The sequence below is a fragment of the Saccharopolyspora hordei genome, assembly GCF_013410345.1.
GTDB classification, from domain to species: domain Bacteria; phylum Actinomycetota; class Actinomycetes; order Mycobacteriales; family Pseudonocardiaceae; genus Saccharopolyspora; species Saccharopolyspora hordei.
Window position 1 is genome coordinate 2,038,728 of the sequence record NZ_JACCFJ010000001.1, and the last position, 18,477, is coordinate 2,057,204.

17 protein-coding genes are annotated in these 18,477 nt (G+C 72.7%); 12 read left to right on the forward strand and 5 right to left on the reverse strand.

Going from position 1 to position 18,477, the window contains the following annotated elements:
• The first annotated feature begins 114 nt into the window (after positions 1-114).
• The 6 genes from dapB (at position 115) to HNR68_RS09625 (ending at position 6,278) form a co-directional block, all read left to right on the forward strand.
• On the forward strand, positions 115-861 hold the full coding sequence (gene dapB, locus HNR68_RS09600; protein ID WP_343050031.1) for a 4-hydroxy-tetrahydrodipicolinate reductase: 747 nt from the start codon (positions 115-117) through the stop codon (positions 859-861).
• An 88-nt stretch (positions 862-949) separates the two neighbouring features.
• Positions 950-1,342, forward strand: a complete 393-nt coding sequence (locus HNR68_RS09605; RefSeq protein ID WP_246330862.1) for a tetratricopeptide repeat protein — start codon at positions 950-952, stop codon at positions 1,340-1,342.
• A gap of 768 nt (positions 1,343-2,110) precedes the next feature.
• Entirely contained in the window at positions 2,111-3,934 is a 1,824-nt protein-coding gene (locus tag HNR68_RS09610) for a hypothetical protein (protein WP_380573979.1), read from the forward strand.
• Between the two features lie 168 nt (positions 3,935-4,102).
• A complete protein-coding gene (locus tag HNR68_RS09615; RefSeq protein WP_343050032.1) occupies positions 4,103-5,716 on the forward strand; it encodes a hypothetical protein in 1,614 nt (537 codons plus the stop codon).
• Positions 5,717-5,764: 48 nt separating this feature from the next.
• Positions 5,765-5,956 (forward strand): hypothetical protein, encoded by a 192-nt coding sequence (locus HNR68_RS09620; protein ID WP_179716367.1) that lies wholly within the window; start codon positions 5,765-5,767, stop codon positions 5,954-5,956.
• A gap of 85 nt (positions 5,957-6,041) precedes the next feature.
• Positions 6,042-6,278 (forward strand): hypothetical protein, encoded by a 237-nt coding sequence (locus tag HNR68_RS09625; protein WP_179719658.1) that lies wholly within the window; start codon positions 6,042-6,044, stop codon positions 6,276-6,278.
• 188 nt (positions 6,279-6,466) lie between these two features.
• Here HNR68_RS09625 and HNR68_RS09630 read toward each other — a convergent pair whose 3' ends face one another.
• Both HNR68_RS09630 and HNR68_RS09635 read right to left on the reverse strand, forming a co-directional pair.
• The gene (locus tag HNR68_RS09630) at positions 6,467-6,952 is read right to left on the reverse strand and encodes a VTT domain-containing protein (protein ID WP_179719660.1); all 486 of its coding nucleotides are present in this window, start codon (positions 6,950-6,952) and stop codon (positions 6,467-6,469) included.
• A gap of 70 nt (positions 6,953-7,022) precedes the next feature.
• Entirely contained in the window at positions 7,023-7,580 is a 558-nt protein-coding gene (locus HNR68_RS09635; RefSeq protein ID WP_179719662.1) for a GNAT family N-acetyltransferase, read from the reverse strand.
• Positions 7,581-8,085: 505 nt separating this feature from the next.
• On the opposite strand from HNR68_RS09635, the gene HNR68_RS09640 reads away from it, so the two are divergent.
• Complete coding sequence (locus tag HNR68_RS09640; protein ID WP_343050033.1) at positions 8,086-9,303, forward strand: winged helix-turn-helix domain-containing protein; 1,218 nt, start codon at positions 8,086-8,088, stop codon at positions 9,301-9,303.
• Positions 9,304-9,891: 588 nt separating this feature from the next.
• Here the strand turns inward: HNR68_RS09640 and HNR68_RS09645 are convergent.
• Positions 9,892-10,887 (reverse strand): DUF4097 family beta strand repeat-containing protein, encoded by a 996-nt coding sequence (locus HNR68_RS09645; RefSeq protein ID WP_179719664.1) that lies wholly within the window; start codon positions 10,885-10,887, stop codon positions 9,892-9,894.
• Positions 10,888-10,898: 11 nt separating this feature from the next.
• Entirely contained in the window at positions 10,899-11,471 is a 573-nt protein-coding gene (locus tag HNR68_RS09650) for a toxin-antitoxin system HicB family antitoxin (RefSeq protein ID WP_179719666.1), read from the reverse strand.
• Positions 11,472-11,612: 141 nt separating this feature from the next.
• On the opposite strand from HNR68_RS09650, the gene thyX reads away from it, so the two are divergent.
• From thyX to HNR68_RS09675, 5 genes are all read left to right on the forward strand, one after another.
• Positions 11,613-12,365 carry an FAD-dependent thymidylate synthase gene (thyX, locus tag HNR68_RS09655; RefSeq protein ID WP_179719668.1) on the forward strand — a complete coding sequence of 251 codons (753 nt, stop codon included), beginning with the start codon at positions 11,613-11,615 and terminating at the stop codon, positions 12,363-12,365.
• An 84-nt stretch (positions 12,366-12,449) separates the two neighbouring features.
• On the forward strand, positions 12,450-13,940 hold the full coding sequence (locus tag HNR68_RS09660) for a serine/threonine-protein kinase (RefSeq protein WP_218888244.1): 1,491 nt from the start codon (positions 12,450-12,452) through the stop codon (positions 13,938-13,940).
• A 68-nt stretch (positions 13,941-14,008) separates the two neighbouring features.
• Positions 14,009-14,635, forward strand: coding sequence for a TIGR03085 family metal-binding protein (locus tag HNR68_RS09665; protein ID WP_179719670.1), 627 nt, complete (start codon positions 14,009-14,011; stop codon positions 14,633-14,635).
• Between the two features lie 147 nt (positions 14,636-14,782).
• Positions 14,783-15,715, forward strand: coding sequence for a 4-hydroxy-tetrahydrodipicolinate synthase (gene dapA / locus HNR68_RS09670; protein WP_179719672.1), 933 nt, complete (start codon positions 14,783-14,785; stop codon positions 15,713-15,715).
• A 7-nt stretch (positions 15,716-15,722) separates the two neighbouring features.
• A complete protein-coding gene (locus tag HNR68_RS09675) occupies positions 15,723-17,447 on the forward strand; it encodes a ribonuclease J (protein ID WP_179719674.1) in 1,725 nt (574 codons plus the stop codon).
• A gap of 418 nt (positions 17,448-17,865) precedes the next feature.
• On the opposite strand, the gene HNR68_RS09680 is transcribed toward HNR68_RS09675, so the two are convergent.
• Positions 17,866-18,426 carry a DUF3558 family protein gene (locus HNR68_RS09680; protein WP_179719677.1) on the reverse strand — a complete coding sequence of 187 codons (561 nt, stop codon included), beginning with the start codon at positions 18,424-18,426 and terminating at the stop codon, positions 17,866-17,868.
• Positions 18,427-18,477: the final 51 nt, after the last annotated feature.

An 18,477-nucleotide genomic window follows, 5' to 3' on the forward strand; every position in this document is an offset into this window, starting at 1 on the left:
GTGGTCGGAGCGCCACCCGGCGTGGTGTGACGTCGGGTGGCGGGGTGTCCGGTCGGAGCAGGGCGGTGCCTAGACTCGGGGTGTCTGTGTGCCGGGGTGGGAGGTAGTCGTCACGTGAGCATCAAGGTCGGTGTGCTGGGCGCCCGCGGGCGGATGGGTTCCGAGGCGGTGCGCGCCGTCGGCGAGGCCGCCGACACCGAGCTGGTCGCCCAGATCAACCGCGAGGACGACCTGTCCGGTCTGGTCTCGGCCGGCGCGCAGGTCGCCGTCGACCTCACCCACCCGGACGCGGTGCTGGACAACGTCAAGTTCTGCGTCGAGAACGGCATCCACGTCGTCGTGGGCACCAGCGGCGTCGGTGCGGCGGAGCAGGACCAGATCCGCACCTGGCTGGCCGACCACCCCGAGGTCGGGGTGCTGGTCGCACCGAACTTCGCCATCGGCGCGGTGCTGTCGATGCGGTTCGCCGAGCTGGCCGCGAAGTTCTTCGAGTCCGTCGAGATCGTCGAGCTGCACCACCCGAAGAAGGCCGACGCCCCGTCCGGGACGGCTGCGCGCACCGCGCAGGTGGTCGCCCAGGCGCGCGCCGACGCCGGTCTCGGCGAGGTGCCGGACGCCACCACGAAGGAGCTGGACGGCGCGCGCGGCGCGGACGTCGACGGGGTGCGGGTGCACTCGGTGCGGATGACCGGGCTCGTGGCGCACCAGGAGGTGCTGTTCGGCACCGAGGGCGAGACGCTGACGATCCGGCACGACTCCTACGACCGCCGCTCGTTCATGCCGGGCGTGCTGCTGTCGGTCCGCGAGGTCGGCAACCGCCCCGGCCTGACCGTCGGGCTCGACGCGCTGCTGGGGATCTGAGTTGGCCGAGTCGAAGCAGCGCCGGTTGCTCACCCCGCGGACCACGGCGTTCGTGGTGGCGGCCGTGCTGCTGGTCTACCTGGTGCTCATGGGCGACCGCGCCCTCACCATGGTCCTCAGCGGCCAGCCGGTGTTCATCGTGCTGGGCGTGGCGATCTTCGTGCTGCCGGTGCTCGGCGCGGTGCTCGTGGTGGACCAGCTGCGCTTCGGCGCGAGCACCGAGCGCCTGGCCCGGCGGCTGGACGACGAGGGAGCGCTCCCGGACGTCTCGCACCTGCCGCTGCGGCCGTCCGGCCGCGTGGAGCGGGACGCCGCGGACGCGTGGTTCGACGAGAAGCAGGCCGAGCTCGAAGCCGACCCGGAGAACTGGCGCCGCTGGTTCGCCCTGGCCCAGGCCTACGACCTGGCCGGCGACCGCAACCGCGGCCGCAAGGCCATGCGCCGCGCGATCGAGCTGGAGCGCCACGACCCCGCGACCTGACCCCGGTGCGGTGGGCGCGGGGTGTGGTGGCGCCGTGTCGTGAGTGCGTGGGCCGGTTGGGGGCGGCTTGGGCACTCACGAGGGTGGCGGTGCCGGGATCGGGCTGGGGTGGCACGACCCCGTGATGTGACCCCGGTGCGGTGGGCGCGGGGTGTGGTGGCGCCGTGTCGTGAGTGCGTGGGCCGGTTGGGGGCGGCTTGGGCACTCACGACCGGCTCGCGTCCGCCAGGCGTCGCGCCACCGCTCGGGTTCCCGCGGTTCGCGAGATCACGGAGACGCCCGGTCTCGTGCGGCCGACGTGCGCGTGGCGAACGTTGCCGCCAGGTTTCGCGGGTGCGGTGAGTGTTGCCTCCACGACCGCTTCCCGGGTGATGGTCGACGAGCGGGGCGATCCCGTCGCCGACTGGCAGGCATGATCTCACCCAGTGGTCGGCCGTTGACAGCCCGTGGGGGCCTGCCGATCATTCGAGCCATGTCGAGGTTCGACACGCTCGTCGCTCGGCTGCACGTCGATCTCGTGCAGCAGTCCAGCGCGCTCTGTCGCGCGCGTTGATCACCGTCACCACTGCGATCCACCGCGCTCACCGGCTGCCGTGACGCTCCGGTAGCGCAACCGAGCAGCGCGTCCCCCTGCGGGACGTGAGGGCGAACCCACCCCCTCGGGAGCTCGGCAGCAGTTCACACCCACCTCCCGCCGTGCGGCCGTCCGTCCGCACGGCTGTTCCGGCACGCCCAGAACCGGGCGCTCACACCGATTTCGGAGCAGTGATGAAACGCAGGTACCGAAGACTGTTCACCGCGCTGGGAGCCGCGATGCTGGCCGTGGGCGCGGTCACGCTCCCCGTCGAGGACGCCTACGCCGACGTCGAAGTGTCCACCCAGTCGATCCGGGGCGCCGACGGCAAGGACTACACCATCACCAACCACCTGGTGAAGAGCGCGCTGCGCAAGTCCCAGTCCGACGGCAAGCGCAAGGAATGGCTGCTGGTGTGGGCCGGTGACGAGAACATCGCCGACACCCTCGTGCCGAAGGTCCGCGACCTGCCCGGGACGATCGAGGACGGCCTCAGTGGCGTCGTGGACTCGCTGCCCGGCCCGGACTTCCTCGCCGTCATCGACGCGACCCCGGGGTCCCCCGGGTACGGGGAGGTCGTCAACACCATCACCGTCGGGCCGCTCGTGGAGAACGAGCCGCACCACATGCAGTACGTGTGGCACAAGGGCGACACGGTCTACGCGGGTGCGCTGTTCCTCGCCGCGACCTACGCCTTCGACGTCAGCGCACTGCCCGAGGTGAAGCTCAAGGGCATCAGCCTGCCGACGCAGACGCTCGGCGGATCGGTGCCCGACGCGTACTGGGTGCTCAAGGACGGCACCGCCTACGGGACCTACATGGGCGGCCCGGTCGTGCCCGGCCCGTACCGCTACGACGACGGCTCGGTGCACGTCGGGAACGGCTTCGCCGGCAGCCCGGGCGAAGTGGTGCGGTTCGACCAGAACGCCAGGGTGCTCTCGCAGTCCCCGGCCGCGACGCCCGGCGGGGACAACGAGAAGCTGTGCGACAACCTGCCGCGGCTCGGCCAGCCGACCTGCGCCAACCCGCACGGCATCCAGGCCCGCGAGGACCTCGACACCCTGGTCACCTCGGACTACGTGGAGCCGCGCAACATCATCCTCGACCCGGTGAAGGCCCCGTCGCCGTACCTGCGGCGGCCGACCGTGCGGACCTGGGACATCTCCGACCGCAACCACCCGAAGCTGAAGTCGGTGTCCTACCTGCCGGACGGCCCGCGCTCCGACCCCGCCGACCCGCTGCACCAGGAGAGCCGCGGGGTCATGGAGACGACGGTCACCAACCTGCCCGGCCACAAGGGCGCGTTCGCGCAGACCATGCAGGGCGGTGCGGTGTACTACACGCCGGACATCACCGCCGAGGAACCGCAGTGGCGGCAGGTGTTCGACGACGGCGCCGCAGCCGCCGCGTTCGACCCGGCCAACGACCGCAACGGCGGGAGCTCCAACGGCGCCTGGATCCAGACCAGCCCGGACGACCGGTTCCTGTACCGGGCGATCCAGGGTCGCCAGCCCGGCACCTTCGGTCCCGACGACCCCGGCACCACCGGCGGCGTCTACGTGCTGGACATCTCGAAGCTGGTCGAGGCGGGCACCGACGTCCAGTGCTCGATCGACACCCTCGAGGAGGCCGAGCACGGCGGGGACGAGGCGGACTGCCCGACCCTGGCCGGGGCGACGCCGATCAACCCGGGGGTGCCCGGTGCCGGACCGCACTGGGGCGCCTACGACAACTTCGTGCTCGGCGAGGACGGGCTCTACGAGGAGACCCAGCAGCCGCAGCGCCTGGCGGTGTCGAACTACTTCGTCGCTCGGTCCGGTCTGGACGGTGACCACAAGGTCAACATCGTGCGCCTCGGGCCGGACGGGAAGGTCGCGGTGGACGAGGACTTCCGCGACGAGGTCACCGGTGAGGTCGGCGTGAACTTCAACCGGAAGAAGTGGCCGCACGGCGAGTTCGGCAACGCCAAACCGCACTCCGAACTGTTCGTGGTCGCCGACGAGGACCTCAAGGGCTGACCGCGGACCCGCCGCGCGACCGGGACGGTCGCGCGGCGGGCTGGTCCCGCGCCGGTGGCACCGTCCCCGCACGCCCGGTGCCACCGGCGCACCACCTGGACAACCGAGAGGGCGGTGGTGCGCGTGCACTCCCACATCGCAGCGTCCGAAGTGGACATCCTGGGTCTGGTGCTGCGAGTCCTGCTGCTGACCAGCACCGCGCTGGTGGCCGGTGTCGGCCTGTTGCGGCCGGTGGTCGCCGTGGCACCGCGCCTGGCCTGGTCGGCCGCCGCGCTCGCTGCCGCGACCAGCGTCGGCTCCGCCGCGGTCCTCGACGTCGACGTCGTCTTCGCCGTCGCGCACGCGGTCCTCGCGATCGCGGTGCCGCTCACGCTGCGCTGGCGCGCGGTCGCCACCTACCTGGGCTTCGCGCTCGCCCTGCTGCTCATCGCCGAAGCCGCGCTGGGGCACTCCTCGTTCGGGTTCCTGCTGGACACGGTCTTCGCCGCGGTCGCGGTCGTCTGGTTCGGCCTCGCCGCGGGGCAGTGGCGGTCCGGCAGCGGGCTGCGACCCGGACCGGTGGCGCTCACCGCCGCGGTCGCGCTGGCGGGGGCCGGGGTGGCGCAGCTGCTGCTCTCCGGCCTGCTCGACCGCAGGCTGGTGGGCACCGCGCGCGGGGTGACGCTGCTCGTCCTCGTCGTCGCGGCGCTCGCGGTGCTGGTGCTCACCGTCGTGCTCCGCGACGTGCGTCGGCGCTACCGCGTCGGCGCGGTGGGGGTCCTGGTGGCGGTCGTGGCGTGGACGGCGCTGCCGGGCCTCCCGCAACCCGCCGACCTGCCCGTGCCGGGGGTGCCGCGCCTGGCCTCCGCTGCGGGCACGCCGGTGCTGGTCAGCCCGCACCGGCCGGGCCGGAACCTGGTGCACTTCCCGGAGAGCGCGGGGCTGGGCCTGGTGGTGGAGACCGCTGCCGGGCCCGTTCGAGCCGTGCCCCGGCCGGGGGCCACCGGGACGTGGGCGGAGGTCGACCTGCCCGCGGGGCGCAGCGACCTCGTCGTGCGCCGCGGCACCGAGGAGTCGTCGGTCGAGCTCGACGTGGGGGAGCTGCCCGCACTGCCGGACGCCACGGGAGCGGACGGCACCGAGTGCGCCAGCGCCGCGCTGGGTGGGCTCCTCGCCGGATCGCCGGCGGTGCTCGACCGCTGCCCGTCCGCGGCACTGTCCCGTGAGGACGGTGGTGCGCTGCGGCAGCTCGTCGGCTACCTCGCCCGGCTCCCGGTGCCGTCGATCACGGTGGTCGGCGACGACTCGCCGCGCGGACGCGCCGCCACCGAGCTGGTGACCGCCGAGGCCCAGCGGCACGGCGTCGCGGTCCGCGAGGACCGGGACGGTGCGCTCGTCGTGGTGTCCGGCTGGTCGCGCGCGGCCGAGGCGCTCGCCGAGGCCAACCGCGGCACGACCTACCTCTACGGCGTGCACCTGGCGCCGTGGCTGCTGCACGGCCCGGTGGTCAACGAGGTCGCCGGTGCCACGCTCCCGCTCCGGTTCGACCCGCGCGAGCAGCGCTCCCTGGCCTACGGCATGACCCTGGCCGCGCGCTTCGGCGGAGAGCCGCCGTCGACGGCCGGGTTCCAGAACTGGCTCGCCGCTCGCGGCGAGCACGTCGTCGGCGCGGTCTCCCTCTACGCGTCCGCGCAGGTCAACGTCATGCAGATGACCGGTCACCAGCACCGCAGCACCGGCACCTGGATCCCGAACGGGACCATCGTCGCCGTCTCCGGCCCGCTCGGGCCCGGCGACGGCTGATCGGACGTGGCCGGCACCTCTCGGAGTCCGGCCTGGAAGGAGGAACTGATGTCCACGACCATCCGCCGCCTCGCCGCGGTCTGGGCCGCCGTGATCACGGCCTGCCTGTTCACCGGCGGGGTCGCCACCGCCGAGCCGATCTGGCTGCTCCCCGGAGTCGACCTGGGGCCGCTGCTCGAGCCGACGGTGCAGCTGCCGACTGAGCTGCTGGCGCCGATCTTCGACATCCTGAACCCCTGACCGCCCGCGCTGTCGTCCACAGCGGACGGCCGGAGGCCCGTGCGGGGTTCACCGCCCGCTGGAAGAAGCACGAGGAGGAACTGCCATGACCAAGCGGAACACCTACCGCGCCGTCGCCGCCGCGGCGCTCGCCGGCGTCGCGGTGCTCGGCGCCGGACCGGCCGCGCTCGCCGACGCGCCGCGCCAGGACGGCGTCGCCATCGTCGGCGAGCCGGACACCAGCGACCTGCACAACAAGTACACCTTCGCGCCGCTGGGCGTGCCGGTCTTCGGACTGCTCGAATCCGTCGCCAACGTGCCGAAGAGGCTGGGACTGCTCTGACCCCGGTCACCGGGCCCGGCGGTGCCGCCGCGGGCAGGTTCTCGGGGCGACCGCTCGACCGCGGACGTCGCCGGGCCCGGTCCTCCCGGTCGGCTGCCGTGGGGCCCTCGCAGCGGCTGGGGCCGTTGTTCCCGTTCCGCGCGGGGGACGCTGGCCAGGGGAGCGACCCGCCCGTCGAGGAGCGCGGGTCACAGCCAGCCGATGATCGCTCCCGGGGCGATCGCCAGCGCGCCGAACCGGACGAAGCGCCCGATGAACCCGGTGACCACGAACGTGGACAACGGGACCTCCGCCCAGCCCGCGACCACCGCGACCGCCGCGAACGGCGGCAGGCTCGCGACAGCGCTCACCAGCAGCACCGCCCCGGTCCAGACGGGCCGCTGCCGGCAGTTCGCGCGGAACCGCTCCAGCCACTGCCGCCACCGCCCGGTGCGTTCCTCGCTCTTGCGCTGGCACAACCGCGGCAACCGGATCACGCCGCGCGCTGCGGAGTAGTGCAGCAGCTTGCCGCCGATCTGGCCGGTCGCGATCACCAGGGCCAGCAGCCACCACGGGATCTCCGGGCCCGTGAGCACCAAGCCGATCGCGAACAGTTCGACGCTGATCAACGGCAGCACGGCGGACGCCACCGACACCCCGAAGGTGGTCGACAGCAGCCCGATGACGGTCAGCACGTGCGCCCCCAGTGCGATCAGACCAGCTGACGGAGGAACAACAGCTCCGGGCCGCCTGCGCAGGAGGTGGTCACGTGAACTGCAGCTCCAGCGGGCCGGACAGCCGCAGCTCCCGCAACGGGCGCCCGCCGGCGTCCAGCGTGCGTACCGTACCGTCCGGAGCCCACCCCACACTGCGGAAAAAGGTCATCGATGCGGTGTCGGCCTCCGGCACCCACGCGATGCCCCGGGTGGCGCCGGTCGCGGTCAGCCGCTCCGCCATCGCACCCAGCAGGCGCCCGCCGTGTCCCCGTCGCCCCCAGCGCGGTTCCACGAGCAGCGCGCTGACCAGCACCACCTCGGCGGCGTCCGGCGGGACGGAACCGTTGGCCGCGGCGACCTCCTGCTCCGGTGCCGGGCCCGCGGCGCAGAACCCCACCACCCAGGACCCTTCGGTGGCCACCAGCACGGTCGCCGGTCCGTCGCGCAGCGCCTCCCGCCACTCCTGCTCGGCGGCGGCGCTGTCCAACCCCTCCAGCACGTCCGCGGGCAGCAGCTCGGTGTAGGCGGTGCGCCAGGTCGTCAACTGGATGCGCGCGATCTCCGCGGCGTCGGACGGCACCGCTTCCCGCACTTCGGCATCAGCCATGCGGCCAATCTAGAGGTTCACGCGGTGGCGCTGCGTGGTGGTTCGACCACGGGGCTGGGGTGGGTGCTGCGCTGCGGGATCGCCGGGCAGCGGTGCCGGACCGGCGCGCGAGGAGTCGTCGACGGTGCGGCGGCGGTCGTCCGCCGCAGCCGGTGGACCGGGCACACGCGGGCATCGAGCGAACGGTGGGTGCGGTGGTCTTCATGTCGACGCGTGCACGCGGGCGTGGCGCGGAACCTCCTCAGGGCCCGCCCCGCAGCGCGGGGCGGTGCGATCACCGCCCCGGAGCCGGGGCTGCGTCGCGGAATCGTCGGGGGGGGCGAACTGGCATGCGCTGAGCCGCCGGACGTGGTGCGGCAGTGGTGTCACGCGGTGGCAGGGGAGCGTGCGCACGCGCGATCGCATGGTGGGTACCGGCCGTCCTCACGTCGACGCGTGCACGCACGGGTACCGGGCGGATCCGGTCGGTGCCCGGTTGTCAGCCCGCGCTGGCACCATCGGACGGGTGCAGACCATGAGCCGCGACACCGCCCGTCGAGCCGCCCTGGCCGCCCAGGGGTTCACCGACCCCGCGCCGCGCGGTGAGGTGACCAGGCGGCACCTCGTGCGGGTGCTGTCCCGGACCAAGCTGCTGCAGCTGGACTCGGTCAACGTCGCGGTCCGGGCCCACTACATGCCGTTGTTCAGCCGCCTCGGTCGCTACGACCCCGCGCTGGTGGACGCGGCGGCCTGGTCGCACCGCGCGCGGCAGCCCCGGCTCCTGGTCGAGTACTGGGCGCACGAGGCGTCGCTCATCCCGATCGAGGACTGGCCTCTGCTGCGGTGGCGCATGCGGGACCACGGCGGCGCGTGGCGTCGGCGCAGCCGTGAACTCCTGGAACGCTCACCCTCGCTCGTCAACGACGTGCTGGCCGCGGTCAAGGACCTGGGGCCGATCAGCGCCGGCGCGCTGGAGCGCGAGCTCGGCGGTGGTGAGCGCCAGGGCCGCGGCCCGTGGTGGAACCGCTCCGACACCAAGAGGGTGTGCGAGCTGCTGTTCGCGATGGGGGAGCTGACCACCGGCACCCGACGTGGTTTCGAGCGCCTCTACGACCTGCCGGAACGCGTGCTGCCGGCGCACGTGCTCGGTCACGAGCCCGAGGACGACGACGCGGTCCGGGCGCTGGTCGAGCGGTCCGCGCAGGCGCTCGGTGTGGCGACCGAGCCCGATCTGCGGGACTACTACCGGCTCTCCCCGGCGCAGTCGCAGCGGGCGGTGGCCGAACTGGTCGAGCAGGGCGTGCTCGAACCGGTCTCCGTGCACGGCTGGAGGCAACCCGCGTACCGACACGCCGGCGCGCGCATCCCGCGCAAGGTCGTCGGTCGGGCGTTGCTGTGCCCGTTCGACCCGTTGATCTGGGAACGCTCCCGTGCCCAGCGGCTGTTCGACTACCACTACCGCATCGAGATCTACGTGCCGGAACCCAAGCGGCAGTACGGCTACTACGTCTTCCCCTTCCTGCTCAACGGTGAACTGGTCGCCCGGGTGGACCTGAAGGCCGACCGGGCCGCGGGTGTGCTGCGCGTGCCCGGTGCGTTCCTCGAACCGGGACGCGATCTCGGCGAGGTGGTCCCGGAGCTGGCGGGCGCGCTGCGCGACATGGCGTCCTGGCTCGGACTCGACGACGTCGTCGTCGGCGACCGCGGAAACCTCGCCGCACCGCTCCGCGCCGTCGTCCGCTGAGCCGCGAGCTGCCCGCCGCGAGTTCCGTGGCTGCGCGGGGCGGACACGAGCCGCGTGCCGAGCGGCGCTTCCCGCGCTCGGGCAGCCGTGTTCGACCTGCGGCGGTACCTCCCCGCTCGTGCCCGGACGTCCCCCGAGATCGAGGCCTACAGCCACCGCCTCAGGTCGACCACAGCCGGTTCCGCGCGCGGCGACACCTCGCTCGCGGACGACGACGTGTTCCTCGATGGCCGAGATCGGGCGCGACCCGCCGGCACCGCGCCGAGTGTGCGGTGTCGGTGTGCCACCACCGCGACCCTGTGACCTGCAGGAGCGGCCCGGTGCGCGGACGACCGGCCCAGAGCGGGACGAGGCTGCCCGGCTGTCGGCGGCCGCCAACACCCGATCGCTACGGCACCACGCTGTCACACCGGTTGACCTCAGCCACCCGCGTCCCGAGGTCGGTCGTCTGTCATGCTCCAGCGACGGCGGTGCCCGGCCTCGCGCCGCCTGTGGCGCGCAAGCGGACATCCCACGGGGCACCGTCCCGGGTGCGTGGGATCTGGCGGCTCGCACGCGAGCCACCAGCCCCGTGGCCGTCCTCGTCTGTCAGGTCGCGGAGGTCAACACGGCATCTCCCGTTCCCGTCCGGCCGAAGATCCGCAGCTTCGGCTCCTCGGCTGGGGCTTCCTCGGACACCACCAGGTCACTGCTCGCGCTGCCGGTGGAGGAGGTGAGGTCCACCTCCGCGGCGGTGCCGCGGTGGATCGAGACCTGCAGCTCGCCGGAGCCGGTGATCAGCTCGACCTGGCCCGCGGTCGCGTCCGCGATGGTCAAGTCACCGCTGCCGGAGCGGGCCAGCACGTCGGCGGACACCGTGCCGAGCCACACGTTCCCGCTGCCGGTCGCCACCGACGACGGTGCCCCGAGCGAGCTGATCTCGACGTCACCGCTGCCGCTGCGGGCGTGCACACCGCCGGCCATCGTGCCGAGGCGGAGCTGACCCGACCCCGAGCGGACGGTGGCCCGGTCCGAGGCCTGCTCGACCGACGTGGTGCCAGAACCGGCCTGGACGTTGACCCGTCCCGCTGGGCCGGACACGCGGACCTCGCCGGAGCTGGTGTGCACCCCGACCTCGGACTCCCGCGGAGCGCGCACCGTCACCGCCAGCGGGACGTTGCGCAGCGGCGAGGCGGCCGGGGTCCGGATGGCGAGCCGGTTCCCGGCCAGGTCGATCCGCGTCCGGCGGACGGCTTCGGCGACCGGCTCCCGCGGGCCGAGGAAGTCGCTCCCGGTGCGGATCCCGGCCTCGCTGAACTGCTCGCTGACCCAGGTGAGCAGCCCGGCGATCCCGCTGCGCCAGTCCGGGCCCGACGCCGCCGGGTCGTGCCGGACCTCGACGTGGGTGACCGCGGTGTCGGCCAGCTCGACGGTGACCGGGCCGAGGCTGTTGGCGATGTCGATGCTGATCGGTCCAGAGGTGTCGAAGTCCTGGCTGCGCACCAGTTCCGACACCTGCTCCTCGGCGGTCGACCGCTCGTCCACGGTTTCGCCGTCCTCGGGACGGCGAGGTTCGTCCGGTTCCAGGGGGTCGTGGTTCGTCATCGTGCGCCTCCTCAGCCCTGGACCCACCCTCGGATGCGGGAGCCGGGCTCACCGCGCCACCGGCCGCGCGGGCCGCCACCGCCGGGCGGTCCCCACTGCCGGCCGCCGCGCCCGTGCCGTGAGTGGTCCCACGGCCCGCGCGGACGTCCGCCGTGCAGCGCACCCTGCACGGCCTGGGCGACCCAGGTGTTCAGGGACACGCCTTGGCTCGCCGCGGCCTGCTCGGCCTGCGTCTTGATCTCTTCGAGCAAGCGGAGCGTGATGCGGCTGATGTCGCCGCTCTCCCCGCTCGGTGGGGGAGGTGGTGGTTCCTCCGCTTCCTCTTCCGCCGGTGATGTCGAGGTGGTGTCGCTGACCACCACGCGGACGTCGCGGCCGTCCAGCCGGATGTCGACGACCGGGCCGTCGAGCTGGGTCGTCACCTCCGCTGCCAGGTCGGACAGGGCGTTCATGATGGCCAGGCGGGCCGCCGGTTCGATCGCGGCGGACAGCACCGCTGCGGTTTGCCGGGTCTGGTCGTCGCCGGCGGACGCCGCAGAGCTCAGGTCTTGGCGAAGCTGGTCGATGTACGGGTTCAGATCCATGACGCCATGGTGACATCGTGCATGGCGTCACACAATGCCTCGATGGTGTCATCAGGGGTCGTGACGGGTCCGCCGGTTAGGCTCGGTGGCGGCGCCGGGGAGCGCGGTGGCCGAGCGCAGTGAGGAAGGGGTCCGTCCGCGGTGACCGAGATCGTGCGGCCGAAGGTGCAGCTGATCGCCAAGACCGAGTTCTTCCCGCCGGAGGACGTGGACTGGTCCACCGACGCCGACGGGGGTGAGGCGCTGGCCGAGTTCGCCGGCCGGGCGTGCTACCAGTCCTGGCACAAGCCGAACCCCGCGACCGCCACCAACGCCGGCTACCTGCGGCACATCCTGGAGGTCGGCCACCTGTCCGTGCTCGAGCACGGCACGGTGTCGTTCTACTTCTCCGGCATCTCGCGCTCGCTGACCCACGAGCTGATCCGCCACCGGCACTTCTCCTACTCGCAGCTGTCCCAGCGCTACGTGCCGGAGCGCGACGCCGCGGTGGTGGAGCCCGACGCCATCGCCGACGACCCCGAGCTGCACGAGGTGTTCGTCCGGGCCACCGAGGCCAGCGCGAAGGCCTACCACGAGCTGCTGACCGCGCTGGAGCAGAAGTTCGCCGACGAACCGAAGGCGACGCTGCGCCGCAAGCAGGCGCGGCAGGCCGCCCGCTCGGTGCTGCCGAACGCCACCGAGACCCGCATCGTGGTCACCGGCAACTTCCGCGCCTGGCGGCACTTCATCGCGATGCGCGCCTCCGAGCACGCCGACGTCGAGATCCGCGCCCTGGCGGTGGAGTGCCTGCGGCAGCTGCAGGACGCGGCGCCGAACGTGTTCAGCGACTTCGAGATCACCGCGCTGCAGGACGGCACCGAGGTCGCCTCCAGCCCGTACGTCACCGAGGGCTGACCCGCGAGACCACCCACCTCCGGCCGGGGCGGGACCCAAGACGGTCCGGCGAAGTCTCGGTGAGCGTCGTCTTCATCTGATTGGATGAACGGCGAGGTCGGGTCGTCGCGCTTCGTGGTCGCGCGGGAGCAGGGGTGGAGGGACGTCACCGTGGTGGAGCAGGTCGGGCCGGGGACGCAGACCAGGCTGATCGGCGGTCGGTACCAGGTGCTCCAGGAGCTCGGCCGCGGTGGCATGGGCGTCGTCTGGCGGGCCTGGGACCAGGTGATCGGCCGCGAGGTCGCGATCAAGGAACTGCACCTGCCCGACGGCGTGCCGCCGGCCGAGCGGGAGGTCTACGAGGCGCGCGTCCTCCGCGAGGCGCGCACGGCCGGACGGCTCAACGACCCCGCCGTGGTCACCGTGCACGACGTGCTCGCCGAGTCCGGCACCACCTACATCGTGATGGAGCTGGTGCAGGCGGTGACGCTGCAGCAGCACGTCGCCCAGCACGGCCCGCTGAGCCCGGAGCAGGCCGCGGAGCTGGCCCGCCAGGTGCTCTCCGCGCTGGAGAGCGCGCACGCGGCCGGGATCGTGCACCGCGACGTCAAGCCGAGCAACATCATGGTCGCCGACGGCCGCGTCAAGCTGACCGACTTCGGCATCGCGCAGGCCCTGGACGACCCGCGGCTGACCAGCAGCGGCGCGATCGTCGGCTCGCCGTCGTTCATGGCACCGGAACGCCTGCAGGGCTCCGACGCCACCCCGGCCAGCGACCTGTGGTCACTGGGCGCGACGCTGTTCTTCGCCGTCGAGGGCTGGATGCCCTTCGAGCGCCCGACCACGGCCGCCACCCTGAACGCGGTGCTGGGCGAGCCCCCGCAGCTCAGCCGCCCGCACGGCGTCGTCGGGTCGGTGATCACCGGTCTGCTGATCAGCGACCCCCGCGCGCGGTTCACGGCTCGGCAGGTCCGCGCGCTGCTGGACAGCGCCCCCGTCGGCGCCGCCCCCGAGCGGACCACGCCGGTGGGCACCCGCGTCGCGTCCTCCCCGCAGGCGGGGCGCGGGCTGCGACCGTGGCTGGTCGGCCTCAGCGCCACCGCGCTGGTGCTGTTCGTCGTCGGCCTGCTGGTCGGGCGGTTCGTGCTGGCCGACGGCGCTCCGGCCGCCCTGGGGCCGACGCTGGCCTTCGGCTCGGGCGGCGACATCGAGCAGTTCGCGCTCGACGGGGACCGGTGCGGTCACGGCGCGGTCGCGGCCGGTGCCCGGCTCACCGAGGGCGTGTCGTGCTCGAAGCCGCACGACTTCGAGGTGGTGGCGAAGACCAGCCCGTTCCGCGCCAGCGACGAGGTGACCTACCCGGGGCGGGACGCGCTGGCCCGCTACGCCGAGAGCTACTGCTCGCTCCACTTCGACTCGGACGAGGTGATCGTCCCCGGCAAGCACGCGGCGCTGCGCCTGGTCACGCTGGTCCCGTCCGAGCGGGCCTGGGCGGAGGGGGCCGAGGGCTCACCGGACGCGGAAGACCCCCAGACCGTCTACTGCGTCGTGCACAGCGCCAACGGCGACGAGCTGCAGACCTCGGTCACCGGATGAGGCCCGCGCCCGACATGCCGGGGCGAGTCGTGATCACCAGACCGGCCGCCGCGCACTAAGGTGGGCCCATGGGTGTGGCCAGCGATGAACGCCAGCAGTTGTGCGATCTGTTCGAACAGCTCGGTCCGGACGCGCCGACGCTGTGCGAGGGGTGGACGACCAAGGACCTCGCGGTGCACCTGGTGGTGCGCGAACGCCGCCCGGACGCGCTCGCGGGCAAGCTGCTGAAGTCGCTCGCCCAGCGGAGCGCGCGGATCGAGGACGAGCTGCGCGCCCTGCCATGGACCGAGCTGGTGGACCAGGTGCGGCAGGGTCCGCCGAAGTGGAACCCGATGGGGCTCTCGGGCGTGGACGAGGCGGTCAACGCCGCCGAGTTCTACGTGCACCACGAGGACGTCCGGCGCGCCCAGCCGAACTGGCAGCCGCGGCCGTCCGACCCGACGCGGGAAGAGGCGCTGTGGAAGTCCCTGAGCCGGGTCGCGCGCGTGTTCTACGGCCGCAGCCCGGTCGGCGTGGTGCTGCGGCGGCCGGACGGCACCGAGATCGCAGCGAAGAGCGGCCCGCGCACGGTCCGCATCAACGGTGAGCCCAGCGAGCTGGTCCTGCACGCGTTCAGCCGACGTGCCGCGAAGGTCACGTTCGACGGCAACGACGCCGACGTGCTCGCCGTCGAGGACCTGCGCCGCACGTTCTGACGCCGCAGCCCGGAAACTCCGCAGCGTCGAGCCTGCCGGACCGGAAGATGCACGGTCGCCGACGGGCTCGGGTGCGGGGTTTCCGGCGCGCTCGGTGACCTCGGTCCGGGGGCTCTGAGCTGGGACGTCACCAGGTAGCGTCAGGGTATGACCACCTGCCCCACTGCGATTCCGGGCCGACCGTTCGGCCGCGTCCTGACCGCGATGGTCACTCCGTTCGACGAGGACGGGAAGCTCGACCTCACGCTCGCCCAGGAACTGGCCACCTACCTGGTGGACAGCGTCGGGAACGACGGGCTGGTCGTCAACGGCACCACCGGCGAGAGCCCGACGACCACCGACCACGAGAAGGAGCAGCTGCTGCGCGCCGTGGTCGAGGCGGTGGGTGACCGGGCGACCGTCGTGGCCGGTGCGGGCACCAACAACACCGAGCACTCCGTCGAGCTCGCCCGGGCCGCGGAGCGGGCCGGCGCCCACGGCCTGCTGGTGGTCACGCCGTACTACTCGCGGCCGCCGCAGGAAGGCCTGTTCCAGCACTTCTGGACCGTCGCCGACGCCACCGAGCTGCCGGTGATGCTCTACGACATCCCGCCGCGCTCGGTCGTGCCCATCCAGGTCGACACCCTCAAGCGGCTCGCCGAGCACCCGCGGATCAAGGCGGTCAAGGACTCCAAGCACGACCTGCTGGCGGGCAGCGAGGTCATGGCCTCCACCGACCTCGCGTACTACTCGGGCGAGGACCCACTAAACCTGCCGTGGCTGTCGGTCGGCGCGGTCGGCTTCGTCAGCGTGATCGGTCACGTGGTGGGCGACCGGCTGCGGTCCATGCTGGACGCCTACGAGTCCGGGGACGTCGCCGGAGCGAGGGAGATCCACAACGGTCTGCTGCCGGTGTACCGGTCGATGAACTTCGTCGGTGGTGTCATCTTCTCCAAGACCGCGCTGCGGCTGTGCGGGTACGAGACGGGGCAGCCGCGGTTGCCGCTGCCGGCGGCCACCGAGGAGCAGGTTCGATTGATCACCAGCGACCTGTGGGATGCTGGCCTGGTATTGGTCAACCCAGACGCCGCACAGAGGTGACACAGCGTTGAGCGCAAAGGCGACAGCCACCGAGCACCACCCGGTGACGCCGATCTCGTCGGCTCCACCGCCCCCGTTGGCCGAGGGTGGGCTGCGCGTCGTTGCGCTCGGCGGCATCGGCGAGGTCGGCCGGAACATGACCGTCTTCGAGTACGACGGTCGGCTGCTGGTCGTCGACTGCGGCGTGCTGTTCCCCGAGGACGACGCACCGGGTGTGGACCTGATCCTGCCGGACTTCGGCGCGATCGAGGACCGCCTCGACGACATCGAGGCGCTGGTGCTCACGCACGGTCACGAGGACCACATCGGCGCGGTGCCGTTCCTGCTGCGCCTGCGACCGGACCTGCCGGTGGTGGGGTCGAAGTTCACCCTCGCGCTGCTGGCGGCGAAGTGCCGCGAGCACCGGCTGAACCCGCAGCTCATCGAGGTCGCCGAGGGGCAGCGCAGCCAGCACGGCGTGTTCGACCTGGAGTTCTTCGCGGTCAACCACTCCATCCCGGACGCGCTGGCGGTCGCCATCCGCACCCCGGCCGGGGTCGCGCTGCACACCGGTGACATCAAGCTGGACCAGCTGCCGCTGGACGGTCGGCTGACCGACCTGGCCGGGTTCTCCCGGCTCGGTGACGAGGGCGTGGACCTGTTCCTGGTCGACTCCACCAACGCCGAGGTGCCCGGGTTCGTCACCCCGGAGCGCGAGATCGGGCCGGTGCTGGACCGGGTGATCGGCAAGGCGACGCAGCGGGTGATCGTGGCCTGCTTCGCCAGCCACGTGCACCGGGTGCAGCAGGTCCTGGAGGTCGCCGAGGCGCACGGCCGCAAGGTGTGCTTCGTCGGGCGGTCGATGGTGCGCAACATGGGCATCGCGGCGGAGCTGGGCATGCTGCAGGTGCCCGACGGGCTGCTGGTCGACCTCGACGAGGCCTTGGAGATGCCCGAGCACGAGGTGGCGTTCGTGTCGACGGGCTCGCAGGGCGAGCCGCTGTCCGCGCTGTCCCGGATGGCGCGCGGCGAGCACAAGCAGATCCGCATCCGCGCCGGGGACACGGTGGTGCTGGCCAGCTCGCTGATCCCCGGCAACGAGACCGCGGTGTTCGGCGTGGTCAACGGCCTGGTGCGGCTGGGGGCGCAGGTGGTGCACCAGGGGCACGCGAAGGTGCACGTGTCCGGGCACGCCTCGGCCGGCGAGCTGCTGTACCTCTACAACGCGGTGCGCCCGAGCAACGTCATGCCGGTGCACGGCGAGTGGCGGCACCTGCGCGCGAACGCCGAGCTCGCGCGGCTGACCGGGGTGCCCGCGGACCGCGTGGTGATCGCCGAGGACGGCGTCGTCGTCGACCTGCTGGACGGGATCGCCAGCATCGCCGGGCGCGTGGAGGTCGGCCACGTCTACGTCGACGGGCTGTCCGTCGGCGACGTGGGGGAGTCGACGCTGTCCGACCGGCTGGTGCTGGGCGAAGGCGGGTTCATCTCGATCACGGTCGCGGTGGAGGCCGCGACGGGCCGCGCGGTGTCCTCGCCGACGATCTCCGGGCGCGGCTTCTCCGACGACCCGAAGGCGCTGGACGACGTGGTGCCGCTGGTGGAGATGGAGCTGGCCCGCACCGAGGCGGAGGGCATCACCGACACCCACCGGATCGCGCAGGCGGTGCGCCGGGTGGTCGGCCGCTGGGTGGCCGAGACCTACCGCCGTCGGCCCATGATCGTGCCCAACGTGCTCCCGGTCGGCTCCTGACGAGCGTCGGGTGGTACGACGGCCGGAACCCGGTCGCGTCGATCGCTCCGCGGAGCGCGAGCCGCCACCGGGTGGTCTGCGGGGAACGGTGCGAGGACACCGCAGGCCGCGCCGACGATCGCTGCCGGTGTGGGTGACGGCGGAGCTCATCTGACGTGGGGCCGATGCGGCCGCGGAGGAACCGCCGAAGCCGAGAGCGGGTCTTCAGGTGCGTCCTTCCGCTCGAGCCATCGGTGCCGCGACCGCGATGGCCGTCGTGCTGGGTTCCCGGCCTTCGCCGGCAGCTGCGCGGGGACCAACCTGCTGATCGGCGACGACACCAGTGCGGTGCTGCGTCAGCGGTTCCGACGTCGTGAGTGCACGAGCCGGTCAGAGCCGGTCTACGCACTCACGAGGCGGCGCTGGCCTGCTGGAGTCGTCATCCTGCGGTGGGTAGGTGCGGCACCACGATCTCGAGTGCGTGCCGTGCTAGGCCGCAGGGGTCGTTGTCCGGGTCGTGCCGACTGGCCATCGATGCCAGGACTTGGTCGTCCTTCGTGGCGAGGAAGATGTCGCAGTCGCCGAGTTCGCCGGGGTCGTTGCGGTTCGCGCGCACTGCTGGGTGGCCGGCGATGGTCAGTTCCTGGAAGTCGGTGTACTGCGTCGTGTTGTCCAGGTAGGACGAGAGGGAGCGGTCGGGGAGTGTGCGCAGGCCCAGGCTGTCACGGCCGTCCTGGGACCTCCACGCGCACGCGCGTCGGGTCGGGTCGGATTCGTCCTGGCCTTCGGGGTCGAACCCGAGGCTCGTGGCGGCTTCGGCGGGGAGGAGGTCGCACGGCGCGAGCGCTGCGGCGTCCCTCGGGTCGGTGATCTGGGGTCCTGAGGGAGCTTGGGCGGTGTGCGGTGTCTGCTCTCCGCCGGGATCCGGCGACTGGCTTCCGCATGCCGCCAAGAGGGAGGTCACGACCAGGCTCGCGCCGACGACGGCACTGCGTTTCACCACGTCACTCCTCGTGTTCGAAGAAGGCGTTCCCGACTGCTGCGGAGTTGG

Coding starts and splice junctions, on each gene's coding strand:
- HNR68_RS09605 (WP_246330862.1), top strand. CDS start 950: ATGGGCGACCGCGCCCTCACCATGGTCCTCAGCGGCCAGCCGGTGTTC.
- HNR68_RS09610 (WP_380573979.1), top strand. CDS start 2,111: ATGAAACGCAGGTACCGAAGACTGTTCACCGCGCTGGGAGCCGCGATG.
- HNR68_RS09620 (WP_179716367.1), top strand. CDS start 5,765: ATGTCCACGACCATCCGCCGCCTCGCCGCGGTCTGGGCCGCCGTGATC.
- HNR68_RS09625 (WP_179719658.1), top strand. CDS start 6,042: ATGACCAAGCGGAACACCTACCGCGCCGTCGCCGCCGCGGCGCTCGCC.
- HNR68_RS09635 (WP_179719662.1), bottom strand. CDS start 7,580: ATGGCTGATGCCGAAGTGCGGGAAGCGGTGCCGTCCGACGCCGCGGAG.
- HNR68_RS09645 (WP_179719664.1), bottom strand. CDS start 10,887: ATGACGAACCACGACCCCCTGGAACCGGACGAACCTCGCCGTCCCGAG.
- HNR68_RS09650 (WP_179719666.1), bottom strand. CDS start 11,471: ATGGATCTGAACCCGTACATCGACCAGCTTCGCCAAGACCTGAGCTCT.
- HNR68_RS09660 (WP_218888244.1), top strand. CDS start 12,450: ATGAACGGCGAGGTCGGGTCGTCGCGCTTCGTGGTCGCGCGGGAGCAG.
- HNR68_RS09665 (WP_179719670.1), top strand. CDS start 14,009: ATGGGTGTGGCCAGCGATGAACGCCAGCAGTTGTGCGATCTGTTCGAA.
- dapA (WP_179719672.1), top strand. CDS start 14,783: ATGACCACCTGCCCCACTGCGATTCCGGGCCGACCGTTCGGCCGCGTC.